Origin of the sequence: Bradyrhizobium sp. OK095 (assembly GCF_900109945.1) — a bacterium.
Taxonomy (GTDB): domain Bacteria; phylum Pseudomonadota; class Alphaproteobacteria; order Rhizobiales; family Xanthobacteraceae; genus Bradyrhizobium.
The window spans coordinates 50,703-66,648 of sequence record NZ_FOBX01000012.1; the positions used below are offsets into that span (position 1 = coordinate 50,703).

At 63.4% G+C, this 15,946-nt stretch carries 17 protein-coding genes; 12 read left to right on the forward strand and 5 right to left on the reverse strand.

Annotated elements, in window-relative coordinates:
• From BMW89_RS27960 to BMW89_RS27975, 4 genes are all read left to right on the forward strand, one after another.
• Window positions 1-1,116 (forward strand): NAD(P)/FAD-dependent oxidoreductase, encoded by a 1,116-nt coding sequence (locus tag BMW89_RS27960; RefSeq protein WP_244547703.1) that lies wholly within the window; start codon window positions 1-3, stop codon window positions 1,114-1,116.
• Window positions 1,117-1,126: 10 nt separating this feature from the next.
• The gene (locus BMW89_RS27965; RefSeq protein WP_092031147.1) at window positions 1,127-3,328 is read left to right on the forward strand and encodes a multicopper oxidase family protein; all 2,202 of its coding nucleotides are present in this window, start codon (window positions 1,127-1,129) and stop codon (window positions 3,326-3,328) included.
• A 29-nt stretch (window positions 3,329-3,357) separates the two neighbouring features.
• Window positions 3,358-3,999: a DJ-1/PfpI family protein gene (locus tag BMW89_RS27970; protein WP_092031150.1), complete on the forward strand. Its 642-nt coding sequence runs from the start codon at window positions 3,358-3,360 to the stop codon at window positions 3,997-3,999.
• Between the two features lie 85 nt (window positions 4,000-4,084).
• Entirely contained in the window at window positions 4,085-4,276 is a 192-nt protein-coding gene (locus BMW89_RS27975) for a hypothetical protein (protein WP_092031152.1), read from the forward strand.
• Between the two features lie 41 nt (window positions 4,277-4,317).
• On the opposite strand, the gene BMW89_RS27980 is transcribed toward BMW89_RS27975, so the two are convergent.
• Window positions 4,318-4,542: a hypothetical protein gene (locus tag BMW89_RS27980; RefSeq protein WP_092031154.1), complete on the reverse strand. Its 225-nt coding sequence runs from the start codon at window positions 4,540-4,542 to the stop codon at window positions 4,318-4,320.
• 252 nt (window positions 4,543-4,794) lie between these two features.
• Here BMW89_RS27980 and BMW89_RS27985 point away from each other — a divergent pair, with 252 nt between their 5' ends.
• Window positions 4,795-5,112: a DUF1476 domain-containing protein gene (locus tag BMW89_RS27985; RefSeq protein WP_177196365.1), complete on the forward strand. Its 318-nt coding sequence runs from the start codon at window positions 4,795-4,797 to the stop codon at window positions 5,110-5,112.
• Window positions 5,113-5,128: 16 nt separating this feature from the next.
• Here BMW89_RS27985 and BMW89_RS27990 read toward each other — a convergent pair whose 3' ends face one another.
• Together BMW89_RS27990 and BMW89_RS27995 are read right to left on the reverse strand one after the other, a co-directional pair.
• Complete coding sequence (locus BMW89_RS27990; protein WP_177196366.1) at window positions 5,129-5,623, reverse strand: GNAT family N-acetyltransferase; 495 nt, start codon at window positions 5,621-5,623, stop codon at window positions 5,129-5,131.
• Window positions 5,613-6,191 carry a TIGR00645 family protein gene (locus tag BMW89_RS27995; RefSeq protein ID WP_092031160.1) on the reverse strand — a complete coding sequence of 193 codons (579 nt, stop codon included), beginning with the start codon at window positions 6,189-6,191 and terminating at the stop codon, window positions 5,613-5,615. The genes BMW89_RS27990 and BMW89_RS27995 overlap by 11 nt, the downstream gene beginning before the upstream one ends.
• A 213-nt stretch (window positions 6,192-6,404) precedes the next feature.
• On the opposite strand from BMW89_RS27995, the gene BMW89_RS28000 reads away from it, so the two are divergent.
• Window positions 6,405-6,635 (forward strand): hypothetical protein, encoded by a 231-nt coding sequence (locus tag BMW89_RS28000; protein WP_092031664.1) that lies wholly within the window; start codon window positions 6,405-6,407, stop codon window positions 6,633-6,635.
• A 33-nt stretch (window positions 6,636-6,668) separates the two neighbouring features.
• Here the strand turns inward: BMW89_RS28000 and BMW89_RS38590 are convergent, their stop codons facing one another.
• Window positions 6,669-6,797, reverse strand: a complete 129-nt coding sequence (locus BMW89_RS38590; protein ID WP_008132129.1) for a hypothetical protein — start codon at window positions 6,795-6,797, stop codon at window positions 6,669-6,671.
• An 802-nt stretch (window positions 6,798-7,599) separates the two neighbouring features.
• On the opposite strand from BMW89_RS38590, the gene BMW89_RS28010 reads away from it, so the two are divergent.
• Window positions 7,600-8,538, forward strand: coding sequence for a septal ring lytic transglycosylase RlpA family protein (locus BMW89_RS28010; RefSeq protein WP_092031163.1), 939 nt, complete (start codon window positions 7,600-7,602; stop codon window positions 8,536-8,538).
• A 46-nt stretch (window positions 8,539-8,584) separates the two neighbouring features.
• Here the strand turns inward: BMW89_RS28010 and BMW89_RS28015 are convergent, their stop codons facing one another.
• The gene (locus tag BMW89_RS28015) at window positions 8,585-12,751 is read right to left on the reverse strand and encodes a putative Ig domain-containing protein (protein ID WP_244547704.1); all 4,167 of its coding nucleotides are present in this window, start codon (window positions 12,749-12,751) and stop codon (window positions 8,585-8,587) included.
• Window positions 12,752-12,839: 88 nt separating this feature from the next.
• On the opposite strand from BMW89_RS28015, the gene BMW89_RS38475 reads away from it, so the two are divergent.
• From BMW89_RS38475 to BMW89_RS28030, 5 genes are all read left to right on the forward strand, one after another.
• Window positions 12,840-13,184, forward strand: a complete 345-nt coding sequence (locus tag BMW89_RS38475) for a hypothetical protein (protein WP_244547705.1) — start codon at window positions 12,840-12,842, stop codon at window positions 13,182-13,184.
• A 261-nt stretch (window positions 13,185-13,445) separates the two neighbouring features.
• Entirely contained in the window at window positions 13,446-13,799 is a 354-nt protein-coding gene (locus BMW89_RS38095) for a hypothetical protein (protein ID WP_177196361.1), read from the forward strand.
• 359 nt (window positions 13,800-14,158) lie between these two features.
• A complete protein-coding gene (locus BMW89_RS28020) occupies window positions 14,159-14,695 on the forward strand; it encodes a phage tail protein (protein WP_092031166.1) in 537 nt (178 codons plus the stop codon).
• A gap of 115 nt (window positions 14,696-14,810) precedes the next feature.
• Window positions 14,811-15,335 (forward strand): phage tail protein, encoded by a 525-nt coding sequence (locus tag BMW89_RS28025; protein ID WP_092031169.1) that lies wholly within the window; start codon window positions 14,811-14,813, stop codon window positions 15,333-15,335.
• Window positions 15,336-15,380: 45 nt separating this feature from the next.
• A complete protein-coding gene (locus tag BMW89_RS28030; protein WP_092031172.1) occupies window positions 15,381-15,929 on the forward strand; it encodes a phage tail protein in 549 nt (182 codons plus the stop codon).
• Window positions 15,930-15,946 lie beyond the last annotated feature (17 nt).

Genomic DNA, 15,946 nt, shown 5'->3' on the forward strand with positions numbered 1-15,946 from the left:
TTGGCCGCGTTCGACATCGTCATCGCAGGCGCAGGTCCAGCCGGCACTGCCGCTTCCCGCGCGCTTGCGATGTGCGCGCCGGAGCTTCGCGTGGCCGTGATCGCGCGGATCGAGGGGCGCGGGCGGGGGCGAGGTGAGGTCTTGTCGCCGCTGGTGCAACCGGTGCTGCGCCAGCTCGGTCTGTGGCCCGCCTTTCTGGCACAGGACTTTGCGCCATCGCATCGCACGCTAACCTCGTGGGATGGGGAAGGCCTGACGTCGAGTGAATTGCTGCTCGAAGCGCGCGGGCCGTCATGGCGCGTCGACCGCGCTGCGTTCGATGGCTGGATCGCGACGGAGGCCTGTAGTGCGGCCGAGCGCATCGATGCAAAGGTCTCGCGTCTCGCGCGCGAAGCGGACGGCTGGTCGGTCGCCTGCGATGACGGCACCAGCCATTCGGCTCGATTGATCATCGATGCCACGGGCCGCGCCCGCGCGCTCGCCGATCGCCAGGGTTTTCGGGCGAGAGCGCAGGACCGCCTGATTGCGGCCTATGCCGAAGCAACGATATCAGGGCCGGCTGCGCCGGAACTGCTTGTCGAGGCCTTTGAGGACGGCTGGTGGTACACGCTGGCGCTGGGCGAGGGCAGGCGCGCCTTTGCCTGCATGACGGATTCCGATCTCGCCCGCGGCCTCAGATTGAACACGCCCGATGGCTGGCGCGCGGCGCTGGCGAAGACGCAATTCGTCGCGGCGGTGGCGAGCAGGGGCGTTCAATTCGAGCAAGCGCGCCTGATCCCTGCCGGCGGCCGAACCGCTGCAACGGCAACAGGCTTCCGCTTCCTGTGCGCCGGCGATGCCGCGAGCGCGTTCGATCCGATCTCCGGCCATGGCGTCGTCAAGGCGATGCGCTCGGGCGTGTTTGCCGCCTATGCCGCCAGCGACTGCCTTGCGCGCGGAGACACCGCCGCGCTCGGTCGCTACGATTCGTGGGTCGCGCGCGAAGCGGCGGTCTACGCGACGACACTGGGCGAGCATTACGGCAGCGTTTCGCGCTGGGCCGATCGGCCGTTCTGGCAACGCCGGCGGGCCGACGTGTCGTCGAGAAATTCTTTGAGCAATCTCTCCGAACAATAGGGCGGACACCATGATGAAGAGTTTTGCGCGAATTGGTCTTGTCGTCGCCGCGCTCGGACCAAGCTTTCCGGCATTTGCGGCACCGGCTCCCCGTGCTTTCGAGCCGCCGCCGACACTGCCCGGGCAGGGCGATGTGGTGCGATTGGAGGCCGCCGTTGCGCCGGTCGTCGGCGGTTGCCGGCCGCAAGGGTCGATCTCGCGCAGCGGCTCGAACGTCTCCGTGGTGTTGAACTTCGTGCACGGGCACTTCTTCATCAACAACCCTGATCCCACCGACCCGCAGCCGGGGGGCCTCGATCCGGTCGAGCTGCGCTCCTATGGCGGCTGCAAGTCGGGCCCCGCGATCTTCGTCACGCCGGGCGATACGCTGCGCGTCGACCTGATCAATCAGCTTGCGAAGGACGATCCGAGCTGCTTGCCCAATCCGCCGTCCGGGCTCGGTCTGCCGGACCTGGTCGGCTGTTTCAATACGACCAATCTGCACACCCATGGCCTGCACGTTTCGCCAGCGGGTAACAGCGACAACGTGCTGCTCAACATCGCGCCGCAGACGAAATTTCCCTACGAGATCAACATTCCAAACGACCATCCGGCGGGGACGTTCTGGTATCACGCGCACCGCCACGGCTCGACCGCCGTGCAGGTGGCGAGCGGCGCATCGGGCGTGCTGGTCGTCAAGGGCGAGCGTCCCTACACGCCGCCAACACCGAAAAACCCGAAGCCCATCGCCGATATCGACACGGTGCTGCATGACGACAACGGGACGCCGCTGAAGGAGCAGCTGTTCCTGTTCCAGCAGATTGCCTATGCCTGCTTCCAGAACCAGCCAAACCAGCCGGGCGGCCCGTGGCAGCAGATCTACACCACGCAGGGGCTGTACAACGCCAACAGCCCTGCAAACATTGCCAACGCGCCGTGGACGTGCCCGCTTGCCACATCAGGCAATCCGGTCAGCGCTGGCGTGGTCGAGAATTTCGGCCTGCAACTGGACTCCTCCACGATCTGGGACACCAACGGCCGCTTCACCAGCGTCAATGGCATCGTGCAGCCGACGCTCACCTTGCCGGCCGGCGAGATTCAGCGCTGGCGCTTCGTGCATTCCGGCATTCACGACACGATCAACATTCAGCTCGTGCGCGCGACGCCCACGACGAACCTGATCGCGACCTCGGCGCTGAGCGGCAACCGCCTGCAGCAGAAGGCCGATCTTCTGGCCGCCTGCAACGCGTCGCCCGGTACGCTGATCCCGCAATTCGAGATCGCAAATGACGGTCTGACGCGAACCAAACTGCGGACTATCCACGCCTCGCAAGTCGGCGGCGTGCTGGAATCGAACTACATGCAGCCCGGCTATCGCAGCGACGTCCTTGTCGTCTTCCCCTCGGACGGCGACTACTGCCTGCTCAACCAGGCGGCGCCGCCGGCCGAGCGCGTGTCCAACGGCAATGGCGGCGGGCAGGGACCATCGACGCCGCAATTGCTGGCTTACATCCATGTGCGCGGCGGGCAGCCGGTGACCGGCGACCTGGAGGCCTATGTCGGCAAGGCGCTGTACGATGCCAATCCGACGCTGCCGGACCCCGTCCGCACCGGACTGCGTGACGGCGATCTGCGGCCGTGGGCGCCATTCGAAAACCTTGCGCCGCCCGCAGCCGGCAGCCAGCAACAGCAGGCCGCCTTCGCGATCAATTTTCCGGCCTTCACAGTCAACAGCAAGTCCTACGATCCTGATGTCGTGAACTTCACCCGCGAGGTCAATACCACGGACGACTGGTTGCTCAGCGCGCAAGGCGAGCCGCACATCTTCCATATTCACGTCAATCCGTTCCAGGTGATCGACGTCGTCACCACCAACGCCAACGGTCAGCAGATCTCGATCTACAATCCCGACGGCACCTGCAAGCCTGATATCGTGTATGCCGACAAGCAGCAATTGGCGAACCAGTATTGCGGTATGTGGCACACATTCCGCGACACGATCATTGTCGAGAACAACTATCAGATCCGCGTCCGGACGCGATACGACCGCTACATCGGCGAGTACGTGCTGCATTGTCACATCCTCGACCATGAGGACGCGGGCATGATGGCCAATATCGCGATCGTTCCCGATCTCAACGCGCCCGGCGGCGGCCTGGGGATGGCGGGCATGCGCCACACCAAGCAGCCGACGGCCACACCGGCATCGATGCCGGCAGGTCACAAGCATTGAGCGCGGCGAGAGCGGGACGAGTGCACGCGATGAAGATCGGAATCCCCGTCTACGACGGCGTCGACATGCTCGACGTCGCCGGCCCCTTCGAAATGTTCGACTGGGCGAATTTCGACGTCGAGATCGTCGCCGCCAAGCCGGGGATGAAGCGGTTTCGCAACCGGGGATTTCCGTTCGAGGTCAAGACGTCCTTCGCGGAATGCGCCCAGTATGATGCGGTCTGGGTTCCCGGAGGCGACCCGGCCGCGCTCACCGAGATCATCAACGACCCGCACCAGACCTACTTCCATTTTCTGACCAGGCAGGCCGCCGGTGCGAAATACATGTGCTCGGTCTGCGAGGGCGCGATGCTGCTCGCGGGTTCGGGCCTTCTCGATGGCCATTTCGCGACGACACACTGGGCCTTCCTCGAATGCTTCCCCGTGCACTTTCCGAAGGTGAAGGTCGCCGACGGGCATCCGCGTTTCGTGCTGGATCGCAATCGGCTGACCGGAGGCGGAATTTCGGCAGGCCTCGACGAAGCCCTGATGTTGATCACACTGCTCGGCGGCACGGAGCTGGCCCGCGAGGTACAGCAAAACACCCAGTACTATCCTGATCCGCCTGTTCGCAGTGCCATTCCGTCGACGCCGAAATGTCCTCTTGCTGGGATAAAGCTTCCAGCTAACTAGCTGAAAATTCGGCGCTTTCGCTGGCCGGGCGGCCTTGCCCGGTTCATCTTGTGGAACTCTTTCGCTGCGTCCGCGTTATCGCGACATGACCGAAGACATTTCCTACCGACGCAAACCCCTGACCCCAGAACAGCGCCAGGCTCGCGACGCGTTACGCCGGATCGAGGCCGAAAAGGCCATGCGTGACCATGAAGCGGCGCAAAAGGCGCTTTACGCCAACAAGGAGCGGCTGAGAGCCGAACGCATCGCGCGCGAGGCCGCGGGGGCAAAGGGCTGACCGACCTTTGTCTGTGCGCCGAGAACTCTCGCGATGCGATCCTAGTGCCGGTTGGACACCCGCGTCGCGCTCAAGGCCAGCTTGAGCGCCTGAACGGCGCCTGCCAAGGCGCCACGGGGCGATTGTGCCTCGATCGCTTCGGCTGCGATGCGGCAATCGTGGGCGACCTTGAGCAATCCGCTTCGAGCGAGGTCCATGGTGGAGAGGGCGGCCTGCTCCAGGCAGACGCGCTCCAGCCGTCGAAACTCGCGCAGCTCTCTGTTCATGCGTCAGCTCTCGATATCCCCCGCCATGCGGCGCTGAGTCTGCTTAACGAATGGTTAACATCTTCATCTAGCGCGTCTGGCTGGCCCGAAGCTGACGGTTGCGGTGACCTCACCGGGCGTGCGGCGAGCGGCAGGCTTGACGGCATTTGCCTTCCGGGACGAAGCTTCAAATGATCCTCAACTGACGTGAAATACGGAGACGTTCGCTCCCGGCAAGTCCGATTCCCTCAGCAAAACGCAATGGAGCTGACCATGACCACGTTCGACAAGCGCGAGCAGGGCTTTGAGGCCAAATTCGCCCACGACGAGGAGCTCATGTTCAAGGCCACGGCCCGGACCAACAAGCTGCTCGGGCTCTGGGCCGCCGACCAGCTCGGCCTCAGCGGCGATGCCGCGGCGAGCTACGCAACGATGCTGGTGACGGACAATCTGGAGAGCCGGACGATCGAAGATGTCGTAGGCAAGGTCTCGGGCGATCTCGCTGCCAGGGGTGTGTCGCGCGAGCAGGTCGCCCGGAGGTTCCAGGAATGCCTGCGTCAGGCCGTTCAGCAGATCGAAGCAAAAGAGTGAGCGGCGCAATTGGCGCTCACAGCTCCATGTGGACGATCTCGATGGGCTCGCCGCCGAGACCGTGAGAGAACTGCCCTCTGCCTGTGCTTCTGAAGCCGTATCGTTGGTAAAAGGCTTCGGCGTTGATCGTGGCTTCAAGACGGATTGGCCCGCGATGATCGCGGCGCGCCTGGGCGACGCCGATGTCGAGCAGTCGCTGGCCAAGCCCGGAGCCGGCCGCCTCGGGCAGCACGAACAATCGGGTGACCGCGCCGGGCTCGGCATCGACGAAGCCGACGACGATTCCGTTGCGAAGGCAGACGGTCATTCGCCCCTTGGCGATGAGATCTTCATAGAACCGGGGTGTCCGCTCGCCCATCCAGTTCTCGATCTGCGCCGGCGAATAGCGTCCTTGCGCGAGACCTGCGATCGAGGCTCTGGTGATGTTGAACACCGTCTCCGCGTCGTCCGGACGCGCCGCCCTGAAGGACACCTCGTCTTCGACGGAAAACGGGCGGTCTTCACTCCGCATGTTTACGCATGCCGGAATCGCTGAGCTTGTCGACGTAGGCAATGCCGATCGCCGAGGCGATGAAGGTGATGTGGATCAACACCTGCCACATCACGCCAGTCTCGGTGAAGTCGGTGCGGTTCGAGCCGAGATTGCCGGCCTCGATGAAGGTGCGCAGCAGCGCGATCGAGGAGATGCCGATGATGGCCATGGCGAGCTTGATCTTCAGCACGCTCGCGTTGACGTGGCCGAGCCATTCCGGCTCGTCCGGATGACCCTGAAGGTCGAGCCGCGAGACGAAGGTCTCGTAGCCGCCGACGATCACCATCACGAGCAGGTTGGAGATCATCACGACGTCGATCAGCGCGAGCACGCTCATCATGATCTGTTGTTCGGTGAGGTCGATGGCGTGCCAGGAGAGGTGCCAGAGCTCCTTGAGGAACAGCACGATGTAAACGCACTGCGCCACGATCAATCCGAGATAGAGCGGTAATTGCAGCCAGCGCGATCCGAAGATGATCATCGGCAGCAGCGCCAGGCGCGGCACTGGCAGGTTGGCTTCGGTGCTGGCTTCAGGCTCAACCGACATTCAGGCAGAATCCTTGCTGCGAGATGATCTGGCTTTGATGTAGCCCGACTAGATGGCTGGCGGAAGACGCGCGGTGCAATTGTGGCCCTCCAGGGATCGGGCCGGTTTGTGCTAGCGTGGGACGCGGCCGTCGCGCGGGCGGCCTGGATCGGGAGACGGGACGTGCGAAGCGGCTTTGGCAACGTGCAGGTGGGGATCGTGCTCGCCGTGGCGATGATGCTTGGCGCCGGCGAGGCGTCGGCGACGCCACTGACGCCGTTTCGCTACGAGGGGCAGGCCCAGCGTCATTGCCCGCACGACCAGGTGGTCTGGCTCGATTTCAGGAAGGGCGTCTACTACGGCAGGGGGCAGAGGCGATATGGCCAGGGCTTTGACGGCAGCTTCGTCTGCCTGAGCGAGGCCCGCGACAGCCTCTATCGCCGCTCACTGCTGGGCCTTCGCTGAGCGGGCTGCAATCCGACGTACGGGATGCGCGAGCTATTTCTGGCCTGGCAGCTTCACCGGCACGTGCGCGGAGGTGCTGATGACGCGCGGGCTTCCGTCGGGATAGGTGCGGTCGCCGCGGATCAGCGATTCCAGAACGAGAAAGAATTTCTCAGCAAGCATTTGCGTCACCCTCGTTGGTGATGGCCTCTTGAAATTAAGTCGAGGCTTCGAATGCAGAAATTCAATCAACTAAACGGGAACAGGGCAATCCAAAACGGATCGCATGCTGCATCGCGGTGTAGTTGTGGTTAGAAAAAGGGAAAGCGGTGGTAGCGCTCAGCCGAAGGCCAGTGCCACGAGGCTCGAGCAGAGAAGCACCAAGCCACCGGCGGTCAATGCCAGGAAGCTGTCGGATACGAGGTCATGGTTGCGCATGGGACACCTGCCGCTCTCGTCTTCGATGCTCGCTCGGATCGATTAAGATTGTCCGAATGTGCCGTCTTGAAAGAGGTGATGCTTGCCGTCCGCGCGAGTGCCCTAGGCCCTCGTACGGTAACCTTCAAACGCATGGGCCAGGAAGATCCCCGCGCTTACCAGACCCATCAGTGCCGAAACCGTCTCGATCATCGTTAAATTCCAAATCCCGCCCTTGCATCCGAGAAAGCGCGTGCGGCCTTGCACAGTCAAAAGAATTCCAGTGAGCGGGGTGACAAAGGGGGTGGAGTGAGGATTTGGCGCAACAGAATGTCCAGGAGTGACACAGAGCAGGGGCTTTCGCTCCGTAGATCAACGGGGGAAGCGAACGCGACGTTTACCATCTCCACGGGATCGCCACAGGCTCCCCATTTCCGCCGTGTTCGGGTTGCGTTATCGTTACTGCTTCCAACGCGGTGGTGGGCCGCTTGGGATTGAGGATCGGACAGCGCTTCCCCGTAGCCAATGCGGGTTGGGTACGCTTCCGACGAAATGGTATTTGGGGCGAATGGGGATCCGACGGTCAGATTCGGTTTTGCGCGCCGCGCGTGGTGTTGCGGCGGTCGCAACCTGCCTCGCGCTCGCGAATTGCGCATCCTCCAACAAGTTCGCCAGCCGGGTCGATCCGAAATACGGCGTGTCCTCGAGCCCCCGGGTCGTGGCCCTTGGTGATCCGGTCCCGAAGGGCGGCGGCACCTACCGCATCGGCAAGCCCTATGTGGTGGGCGGCAAGACCTACGTGCCTGAGGAGGACGTCAATTACCGCGCCGAGGGCATGGCGTCCTGGTACGGGGACGATTTCCACGGCCGTCTGACCGCCAATGGCGAAGTGTTCGACATGGGCTCGCTGACGGCGGCGCATCCGACCCTGCCGATGCCGTCCTATGCGCGGGTCACCAACATGTCGAACGGCAAGTCGCTGGTCGTCCGCGTCAATGACCGCGGGCCCTATCACGGCAACCGGCTCATCGACGTCTCGAACAAAGCCGCCGAACTCCTTGAATTCAAAGGAAATGGCGTCGCCAAGGTCCGCGTCGAATATGTCGGCCGGGCACCGCTCGAAGGCTCCGACGACCGCCAGCTGATGGCCACTTTGCGGACCGGGATTCCGGCGCCGTCGCCCTCGATGGTCCGGGTCGCCTCGGCACGACCCTTCGTGCCTGAGCTGCCGTCGTCGAATCGTGGCGCCATTCGCGGCGAGGTTCCGACGCCGGAAGGACGGCCCTATAATCTCGGCAATACGTCGGCCGACATGGCTTCGCTCAATGCGACCTCGGAGATGTCGGCCTCGAGCCGCAGCCGGGGCCGGGCGCTCCAGAACGCCCGGCAGGTGTCCTATGACGACCAGGGCCGCTACGCGACCGAGAGCGCGTCGTCGTCGGCCTATGTCTCCGACAGCGGCGCTGCCGAGGCTCGCGGCATCCTGAGCGGCCGCGGTCTCTACTAGCTCCGGAATGCCTACCCAGCTGCGCAACGCCTCGCTGGCGCGAGCGTTAGAACGGTACGCGGGCGCGTCCCGTGAAGGTCCAGATCTGCGTGTTGCCGCCGATCCCGCCGAGCTCGGCCCCGAAGCCGACCGTGACACCGCTGGCGAGCTTTGCGCCGATGCCGCCGGTGACCCGCGCCGACCAGCCCTGGAGCAGAGGCGTCGAGGCCAGCGGGATGCCGCCCGCGGCGACGATCGCAGCCGCATCGTCCTGGGTGAAGTAGTAGTCGGCGTAGACGCCGAGATAAGGCGCCAGTAGCACGCTATCGATCCAGGCGACGGGGTAGGCCACCTTGTTGCCGGCAGAGGCTCGGCCCGTCGAGAAAGTGCGGGTAGCCTGCTGCGTGCCGAGAGAGTCGACATAGGCGTTTTCTCGCTCCCACAGCGCATAGACCTTCGCCGACGGCTCGAGATAAAGGCCGGCCCATTTGTACGTGCCGGTGAAGCCGGTCGCGAACATCCAGCGATTGCCGTTGAAATTGCCCTGCGCCGTGCCGGCGGTGCCGTCATAGCCGATGCCGGAATAGGTCAGGGCCGCGTCGTAGCGCAGCGTCGAGATAATCTTCCAGCCGAGATAGGCACCGACCGTCCAGCCGTCGCCCTTGAGCTTTCCGTTCACGGTGTCGTCGGTGTAGCTGAAGTTCTCGTAGCCGCCGAGCACGCCGACCAGGAGGTTGGGCCTCGCGCGATAGGTGAGCCCCATCAGCGCATTGACCTGCTGGCCGCGGAGTGAGGCCTGGTTGACCTGGCCGACGCCGAACGAGCTCGATGAGTTCCAGCGATCGATACCGCTTCCGCGCACGTCGGCCCACAGCAGCCATTCTTTTTCCTGCTGCCATTTCGGCACGGCTTTCTTCGGCATTTGCTGATCGATGGCGGCAAACGCGTCATCGACGCGGGAGCCGTTGCGGCGGGCGCGCCCCATGCCGTTCGCGTTGCGGTTCGCATCGTAGGAATTCCGTCCGGCGTTGCCGGCGTCGGCAGCAGCATCGTCATCATTCCGCGGATCAGCCGAGAAATTGATCCGCATACGCGCATTGCCAGGCGTGATCAGCGTGCCGCCATCCGTGTTGAAGCCGTCGGAAATGGCATCGTCGATGGCCCCGGAGATAGCCTGGCCGGAATTCTGCGCCACCACTTTGGTGACGTTGGCTTGCAGGGCGCGCAGTTTGAGACTGTCGGCGGGTACATTCACGCTCTGGGCCAGCGCAGCCGACGTGCTCGGTGCGAACAGAGCGCTGCCCGAATAGCTGGCCGTGATGGTGTGGCTGCCGATGGCAAGCGTCGAGGTGGTGAAGGTGGCAACGCCACCACTCAAGGTGCCGGTGCCGATCGCGCTGCCACCGTCGTTGAAGGTCACGTTGCCCGCCGGCGTCCCTCCAGCGCCGGTCACGGTCGCGCTGAAGGTCACGGGCTGGCCGAACTGGCTCGGATTGGCCGACGAGGTCAGGCCGATCGTGGTCGCGACCTGGCCAACGGAGAGATTGAATGTCGAGCTGGCCGATGCGCTGTTTGTATCCGTGATCGTGACCGTGAACGTTGTGGTCGGCAATGGTGTAGTCGGCGTCCCGCTGATCGATCCCGTGGCGGTGTTATAAGCAAGGCCCGCGGGAAGCGCCGGCGAGATCGCATAGGTCAGCGCGCCGGTGCCGCCCGAACCGGTGACCGGCGTGAACGGCGTTACGACCTGATTGATCGGCAGCGCTGTCGACGGAATGGCCGTCGTCGCGACGACCGCGCCATTCACTGTCAGGCTGAAGGTGTTCGTCGCGGTCGCATTATTGGCGTCTGTGACCGTGACCGTGAAAGTCGTGGCGCCGATCGTTGCGGTCGGCGTGCCGGAGATGCTGCCATTCGACGTGCTGTAGGTGAGGCCCGCAGGCAGGGCGGGCGACACGCTGAAGCTGAGGGGCGCGGTGCCGCCGCCACCGGTGACGGGCGTAAAGGTTGGCGCGGCATGGTTGGCGGTGATGACGGTGGAGGGAACAGCCTGCGTCGCTGTCACCGCACCATTGACGGTCAGGCTGAATGTACTGCCTGCGGTGGCAGCGTTGGCGTCCGTCACGGTCACCGTGAATGTCGTGGCGCCAAGCGTCGTCGTCGGCGTCCCGGAGATCGCGCCAGTTGAGGTGTTCAAGGTCAGGCCCGCAGGCAGGCCCGGTGCGATGGCATAGGTAAGAGGTGAGGTGCCTCCGCTGCCCGTTACCGGGGTGAACGGCGTTGCGGCGGAATTCTGGGTCAAGGTCTTCGAGGCGATCGATTGCGTCGCCGTGACGGCGCCGTTGACGGCGAGGCTGAAGGTGTTCGTTGCGGTGGCGCTGTTCGCATCGGTTACGGTGACCGTATAGGTGGTGACTGCGCTCGTTGCCGTGGGTGTCCCCGAGATCGTGCCGGTCGAAGAGTTCATAGCTAATCCGGCCGGCAATGTCGGCGAGACGCCGTAGCTCAGAGGTGTCGTTCCGCCTGAACCCGTGACCGGCGTGAACGAAGCGGCCGCGATGTTGACCGTCAGGGACTTGGACGGGATGGCCTGGGTCGCCGTGACCGCGCCATTTACGGTCAGGCTGAACGTGTTGCTCGCGGTCGCGCTGTTGGCGTCGCTGACGGTGACCGTATAGGTGGCAGCGGCGCTGGCTGCGGTTGGCGTGCCGGTGACCGCGCCGGTCGAGGTGTTGAGACTGAGACCCGCGGGAAGGCTCGGTGAGACGGCGTAGGACAGCGGAGACGTGCCGCCGCCGCCGGTCACCGGCGTGAACGCGTTGGCTGCGTGTCCGGCTGTCAGCGTGACCGCTGCAACTGCCTGGGTCGCGGTCACCGCGCTGTTGACCGCAAGGGCGAACGTGTTGCTGGCCGTGGTCGAATTGGCGTCCGTGACGGTGACGGTGTAGGTCGCCGCCCCGCTGGTCACTGTCGGTGTGCCCGTGATCTGTCCCGTGCTCGAGCTGAAAGCGAGCCCGGTCGGCAGCGACGGCGACACGCTGTAGGCAAGAGGTGAGGTTCCGCCAGCCCCTGTCACAGGGGTCACTGGCGTAACAGCATGGTTCTGCGTCAGCGTGACCGTTGCAACTGCCTGGGTTGCCGTCACCGGGCCATTGACGGTGAGGCTGAACGTGTTGCTGGCGCTCGCGCCCAGATTGTCCGTCACCGTCACGGTGTAAGTTGTCGTGGCGCTCGCCCCGGTCGGCGTGCCCGTGACCTGGCCGTTGGCGGTGTTGAAGCTCAATCCGGCGGGGAGTGTCGGCGACACGCCGTAGCTGAGGCTGCCGGTGCCGCCGGCGCCCGTGACCGGCGTGAAGGGACTTGCGGCGTGATTGGCGGTGAGCGCGACCGACGCGATTGCCTGTGTGGCAGTCACCGCACTGTTGACGGTGAGGGTGAACGTATTGCTCGCGGTCGCGCTGTTCGCGTCGGTGACCGTGATGGTGAAACTCGATGCTGCATGCGTGACGGTCGGCGTGCCCGTGATCTGTCCGGTGCTCGCGTTGAGAGTTAGCCCGGTCGGCAGCGCTGGCGAGGGGCTGTAACTGAGTGGGGAGGTGCCGCCGCCACCCGTGACCGGTGTGACCGGCGTCATCGCGTTGTTCTGCGTGAGCGTGACCGCGGCCACCGACTGCGTCGCCGTGACTGCGCTGCTCACGGTCAGCGAGAAGGTGTTGGACGCGGATGCGCTCTTCGTATCGGTGATGGTGACAGTGTATGTCTGCGTCCCGCTTGTCGCGGTCGGGATGCCCGTGATGGCGCCGGTCGAGGTATTGAAACTCAGTCCCGTCGGCAGCGACGGCGAGATTCCGTAGGTCAACGCGCCCGTGCCGCCGCCACCGGTCACGGGGGTGAAGTTGGTAGAGGCCTGGTTCTGCGTAAGCGTCTTCGATGCCACCGATTGAGCCGCGGTCACCGCCGAATTGACGGTGAGGCTGAACGTGTTGGTCGCGGTCGCGCTGGCCGCGTCAGTGATGGTCACAGTATAGGTCGCGACCGCGCTCGCGACCGTCGGGATCCCCGTGATCGCGCCGGTCGACGTATTGAAGCTGAGGCCGCTCGGCAGTGTTGGGGAGATTCCATAGGTCAGCGGTGCCGTGCCGCCCGAACCGGTCACGGGCGTGAAATTGACGGACGGCTGGTTTTGCGTGAGGATTTGCGACGCGATGGCCTGCGTCGCGGTCGGGCCCGTCACGGTCAGCGCTGTTGGCGTCGTTGCGGTTCCGCCTGTGGCAGAGCTTGGACCGGAGACTGAAACGGCGCCTGTCGTGTATGAATAGGTGTTGGCTACAGACGAGGACACAGTCAGTGTCACCGTGCAGCTTGCGCTCGCATTCAGCGTTGCGCCGGCCAGGCTGAGGCTGCCGCTGGAGAACGTCGCCGTGCCGCTGGCGCAGGTCGTTCCGGGACTGGCGCCGTTCAAATTTGCTGGAAGCGCACTTGCAGCGACGGCAAGGCCGGTCACCTGGAAGCTGTTCGGATTTGTGATCGTCACCGTCAGAGTTGAGGTCGATCCGGACGCGGTCGAAATCGAGGTCGGTGAAAAAGCTGCAGTGATGGAAGGGGCCGTGATCGGTAGCGTGATGTTGGATAGCGTTATCGTCAGACCACCGTCGGTATTATTGTAGATGGCGTTGAGAGCATCGTCCGTCGATGCATAATTCAGGACGATTGTATCCGAAGCTGCTGAAGGCGCTTGTGTCATCGTCAGGGTGTAGTTGACGAAATAGACGGTCGAACCATTGTCTGTCGTCGAGGTATTGGTCCCTATGGTGTACTTTCCTCCATTGCTTCCGGTGACCTGTGCGGTGTCTACCGTGGAGCCGTTGGTTCCGGTGATCGGAAAATTCAATGTCGAGCTGCCGCACGCAGAGTTGTAGAGGCCGCTATTGGCGACCTGGCTGTACTCGTTGATCGCGATGTGGTTCACCGTGTCGGGCACAAGGGTTGCGCCCGGACCGGTCACTCCGGAGACGCTGAATGAAATCTGGTTGTTCAGCGTGATGTTCGTGCCGACGGTCAATGCCGACACGCTGGAGCAATTGGCCGCCACCGCATTCGTCGTCGCGAGGGGCAGGCCGATCGCGGGCAAGGCTAATGTCGCGATCATCGCGAAGCAGCGGCGCCTCGCTCCTGAGCCGGCACGGGCTCGGCCAGGCAGTAAAGCGCAAACGGTTGAAAATAACGCCTTCACACCATCCCCACCGGTCGTTTTCGGCTCCCGCAGAGGCCCACGACGCTAAAGTTATAATTGTATGATCCGCTTCTACAATTTTTAGGCGGGTGCGTCCTTGTCCAAGTATGCGGATTTGGACGCAGGCGACGAATTTCGCGCAAGAGTGGTATTGATGCAACATTTTCCCAAGCCCAGGCCGATTGAAAAAGATCAGGAGTACTGCATAAGAAGGCAAATTCGCCTCAAGTATGCGTTCGCTCAGCGATTGTGTCGGGGATCTTAGCCTTGACAGGCCGCGTCATCGGACTGACAATCTTTGCGGGAATACTGTTCTGATAAATCCTCGAGTTTTATTTTGGTGAAGGGCCGCATCTCGATCGGCGGCCCGTCAAAAATAGATAAATCGCACGATTTGGGGGAGGGGCCATGCCGTACCAGCCTGTCATGGGGCAGATCATGCCCTTCGCCGGCGCCATGATACCCAGAGGGTGGGCGCTGTGTAACGGCGCGCTGCTCTCGATCCAGGCCAATCAGGCGCTGTTCTCATTGCTCGGCACCTATTATGGCGGCAATGGAAGCAGTACATTCGCGCTCCCCGATCTGCGCGGCCGCGCCATTCTCGGCTCAAGCGGTGGCAGCGGGCAATATCCCGCCGGCATGACCAGCGGATCGGTGTCGGTCAACATGACGGGGATCCAGCTCCCACCGCACAATCACCTGATCCAGGCGACAGCTGCGAACGGCCAGGGGCGAGGAGCCGCTCCCAACAACAACATCTTCGCCACGAGCACCGCACCGGCTGGCAAATATATCTTCCTGACCGCCGGCACTGCAGAAACGCCATTGGCTGTCAGCACGAACATAGTGAACGAGGGCGGGGGTCAGGCGCACAACAACATGCAGCCCTATCTCGTCATCAACTATTTGATCGCGATGCAGGGAACCTACCCGTCGCGAGACTAGCCGGTCCCCGGAGCAGATTTCCGTAAACCGGATTGCGTGTTTCAAGGCTTCGAACATTGGCGCCCGTGTCCATCAGCGTAGATCTGCTGGCGCGCACATGCAGGGGATATTCGAGATGGATCCGTTTATCGGCGAGATACGACTGTTCGGTTTTCCGCGCGTCCCGGATGGCTGGCTGGCCTGCATTGGACAGGCGGTGCCGATCTCGCAATACGACGTACTCTATGCGGTGATCGGTACGACCTACGGCGGCGACGGGGTTCAGACCTTCAATCTTCCAGATCTGCGCGGTCGCGTTCCGATCGGCCAGGGCGCCGGGCCGGGCCTCCCCGCCTACGCGATCGGCCAGCTTGCGGGAGAGGAACTGCATACGCTGGTCGAGACGGAGATGCCGACGCATAGTCATGCTCTGCTGTCTTCGACGGCCACCGCGACCACGGCGACGCCCGCACTGACCGTGCACCTGGCGACTAGTTCGAGCGGCAATCTCTACGCGCCTGTCATGAACGCTGCTCCATATGCGACGATGGCCGCTTGCGTCACCACGGCAGGCAAGAGCATCGGGCACAACAATATGATGCCGACTGTCGTCGCCAATTATTGCATCTCCACCGTAGGCATCTTCCCCGCGTCAGGCTGAAGGGCGCCCGGTCACGATTGCTTTTTCGATTTCAGGAGAGACGAAATGTCCGATCCCTATCTGGGCGAAATCCAGGCCTTTCCGTTTCCCTTCGCGACCGGGGGCTTCAACAGGGGCTGGTTGCCCTGTTTTGGACAGCTGCTCGCCGTTCAAGCGTTCTCTCCGCTCTACTCGCTGCTCGGCACCGCTTACGGCGGTAACGGCACGACTAATTTCGCTTTGCCGAACCTGAATGGCACGATCACGATCGGCCAGGGCCAAGGTCCGGGATTGCAGCCTTACGTCCTCGGTGAGAGCGTCGGCAGTCCCCAGGTGAGCCTGAGCAGCGATAACATGGCAATGCATACGCACGGGCTACAGCTCGGGAGCAGCACCGCGTCAAACGCCGCGCCCGGTCCTGGAACGGGCATGAACATGGTCGCACTCAATCCGGGCTTCAATGGCTTCCTGCAGCCGCCCGGCACTCTCACCCTGACCAACAGCACCGTGACCACGACCGGACAAGGGCTGCCTCACGACAACATGCAGCCGACCCAGGCCTTGGTCTGGTGTATCGCCTATAACGGAATCTTCCCGTCTTTCGGTAATTCCTGATCGATCGGGGGCCGCGC

Coding starts and splice junctions, on each gene's coding strand:
- BMW89_RS28030 (WP_092031172.1), top strand. CDS start 15,381: ATGTCCGATCCCTATCTGGGCGAAATCCAGGCCTTTCCGTTTCCCTTC.
- BMW89_RS27990 (WP_177196366.1), bottom strand. CDS start 5,623: ATGCGGAGTGAAGACCGCCCGTTTTCCGTCGAAGACGAGGTGTCCTTC.
- BMW89_RS28020 (WP_092031166.1), top strand. CDS start 14,159: ATGCCGTACCAGCCTGTCATGGGGCAGATCATGCCCTTCGCCGGCGCC.
- BMW89_RS28000 (WP_092031664.1), top strand. CDS start 6,405: ATGATGCTTGGCGCCGGCGAGGCGTCGGCGACGCCACTGACGCCGTTT.
- BMW89_RS27980 (WP_092031154.1), bottom strand. CDS start 4,542: ATGAACAGAGAGCTGCGCGAGTTTCGACGGCTGGAGCGCGTCTGCCTG.
- BMW89_RS38590 (WP_008132129.1), bottom strand. CDS start 6,797: ATGCTTGCTGAGAAATTCTTTCTCGTTCTGGAATCGCTGATCCGCGGC.
- BMW89_RS27985 (WP_177196365.1), top strand. CDS start 4,795: ATGACCACGTTCGACAAGCGCGAGCAGGGCTTTGAGGCCAAATTCGCC.
- BMW89_RS28025 (WP_092031169.1), top strand. CDS start 14,811: ATGGATCCGTTTATCGGCGAGATACGACTGTTCGGTTTTCCGCGCGTC.
- BMW89_RS27975 (WP_092031152.1), top strand. CDS start 4,085: ATGACCGAAGACATTTCCTACCGACGCAAACCCCTGACCCCAGAACAG.
- BMW89_RS28010 (WP_092031163.1), top strand. CDS start 7,600: ATGGGGATCCGACGGTCAGATTCGGTTTTGCGCGCCGCGCGTGGTGTT.
- BMW89_RS27970 (WP_092031150.1), top strand. CDS start 3,358: ATGAAGATCGGAATCCCCGTCTACGACGGCGTCGACATGCTCGACGTC.
- BMW89_RS27965 (WP_092031147.1), top strand. CDS start 1,127: ATGATGAAGAGTTTTGCGCGAATTGGTCTTGTCGTCGCCGCGCTCGGA.
- BMW89_RS27995 (WP_092031160.1), bottom strand. CDS start 6,191: ATGTCGGTTGAGCCTGAAGCCAGCACCGAAGCCAACCTGCCAGTGCCG.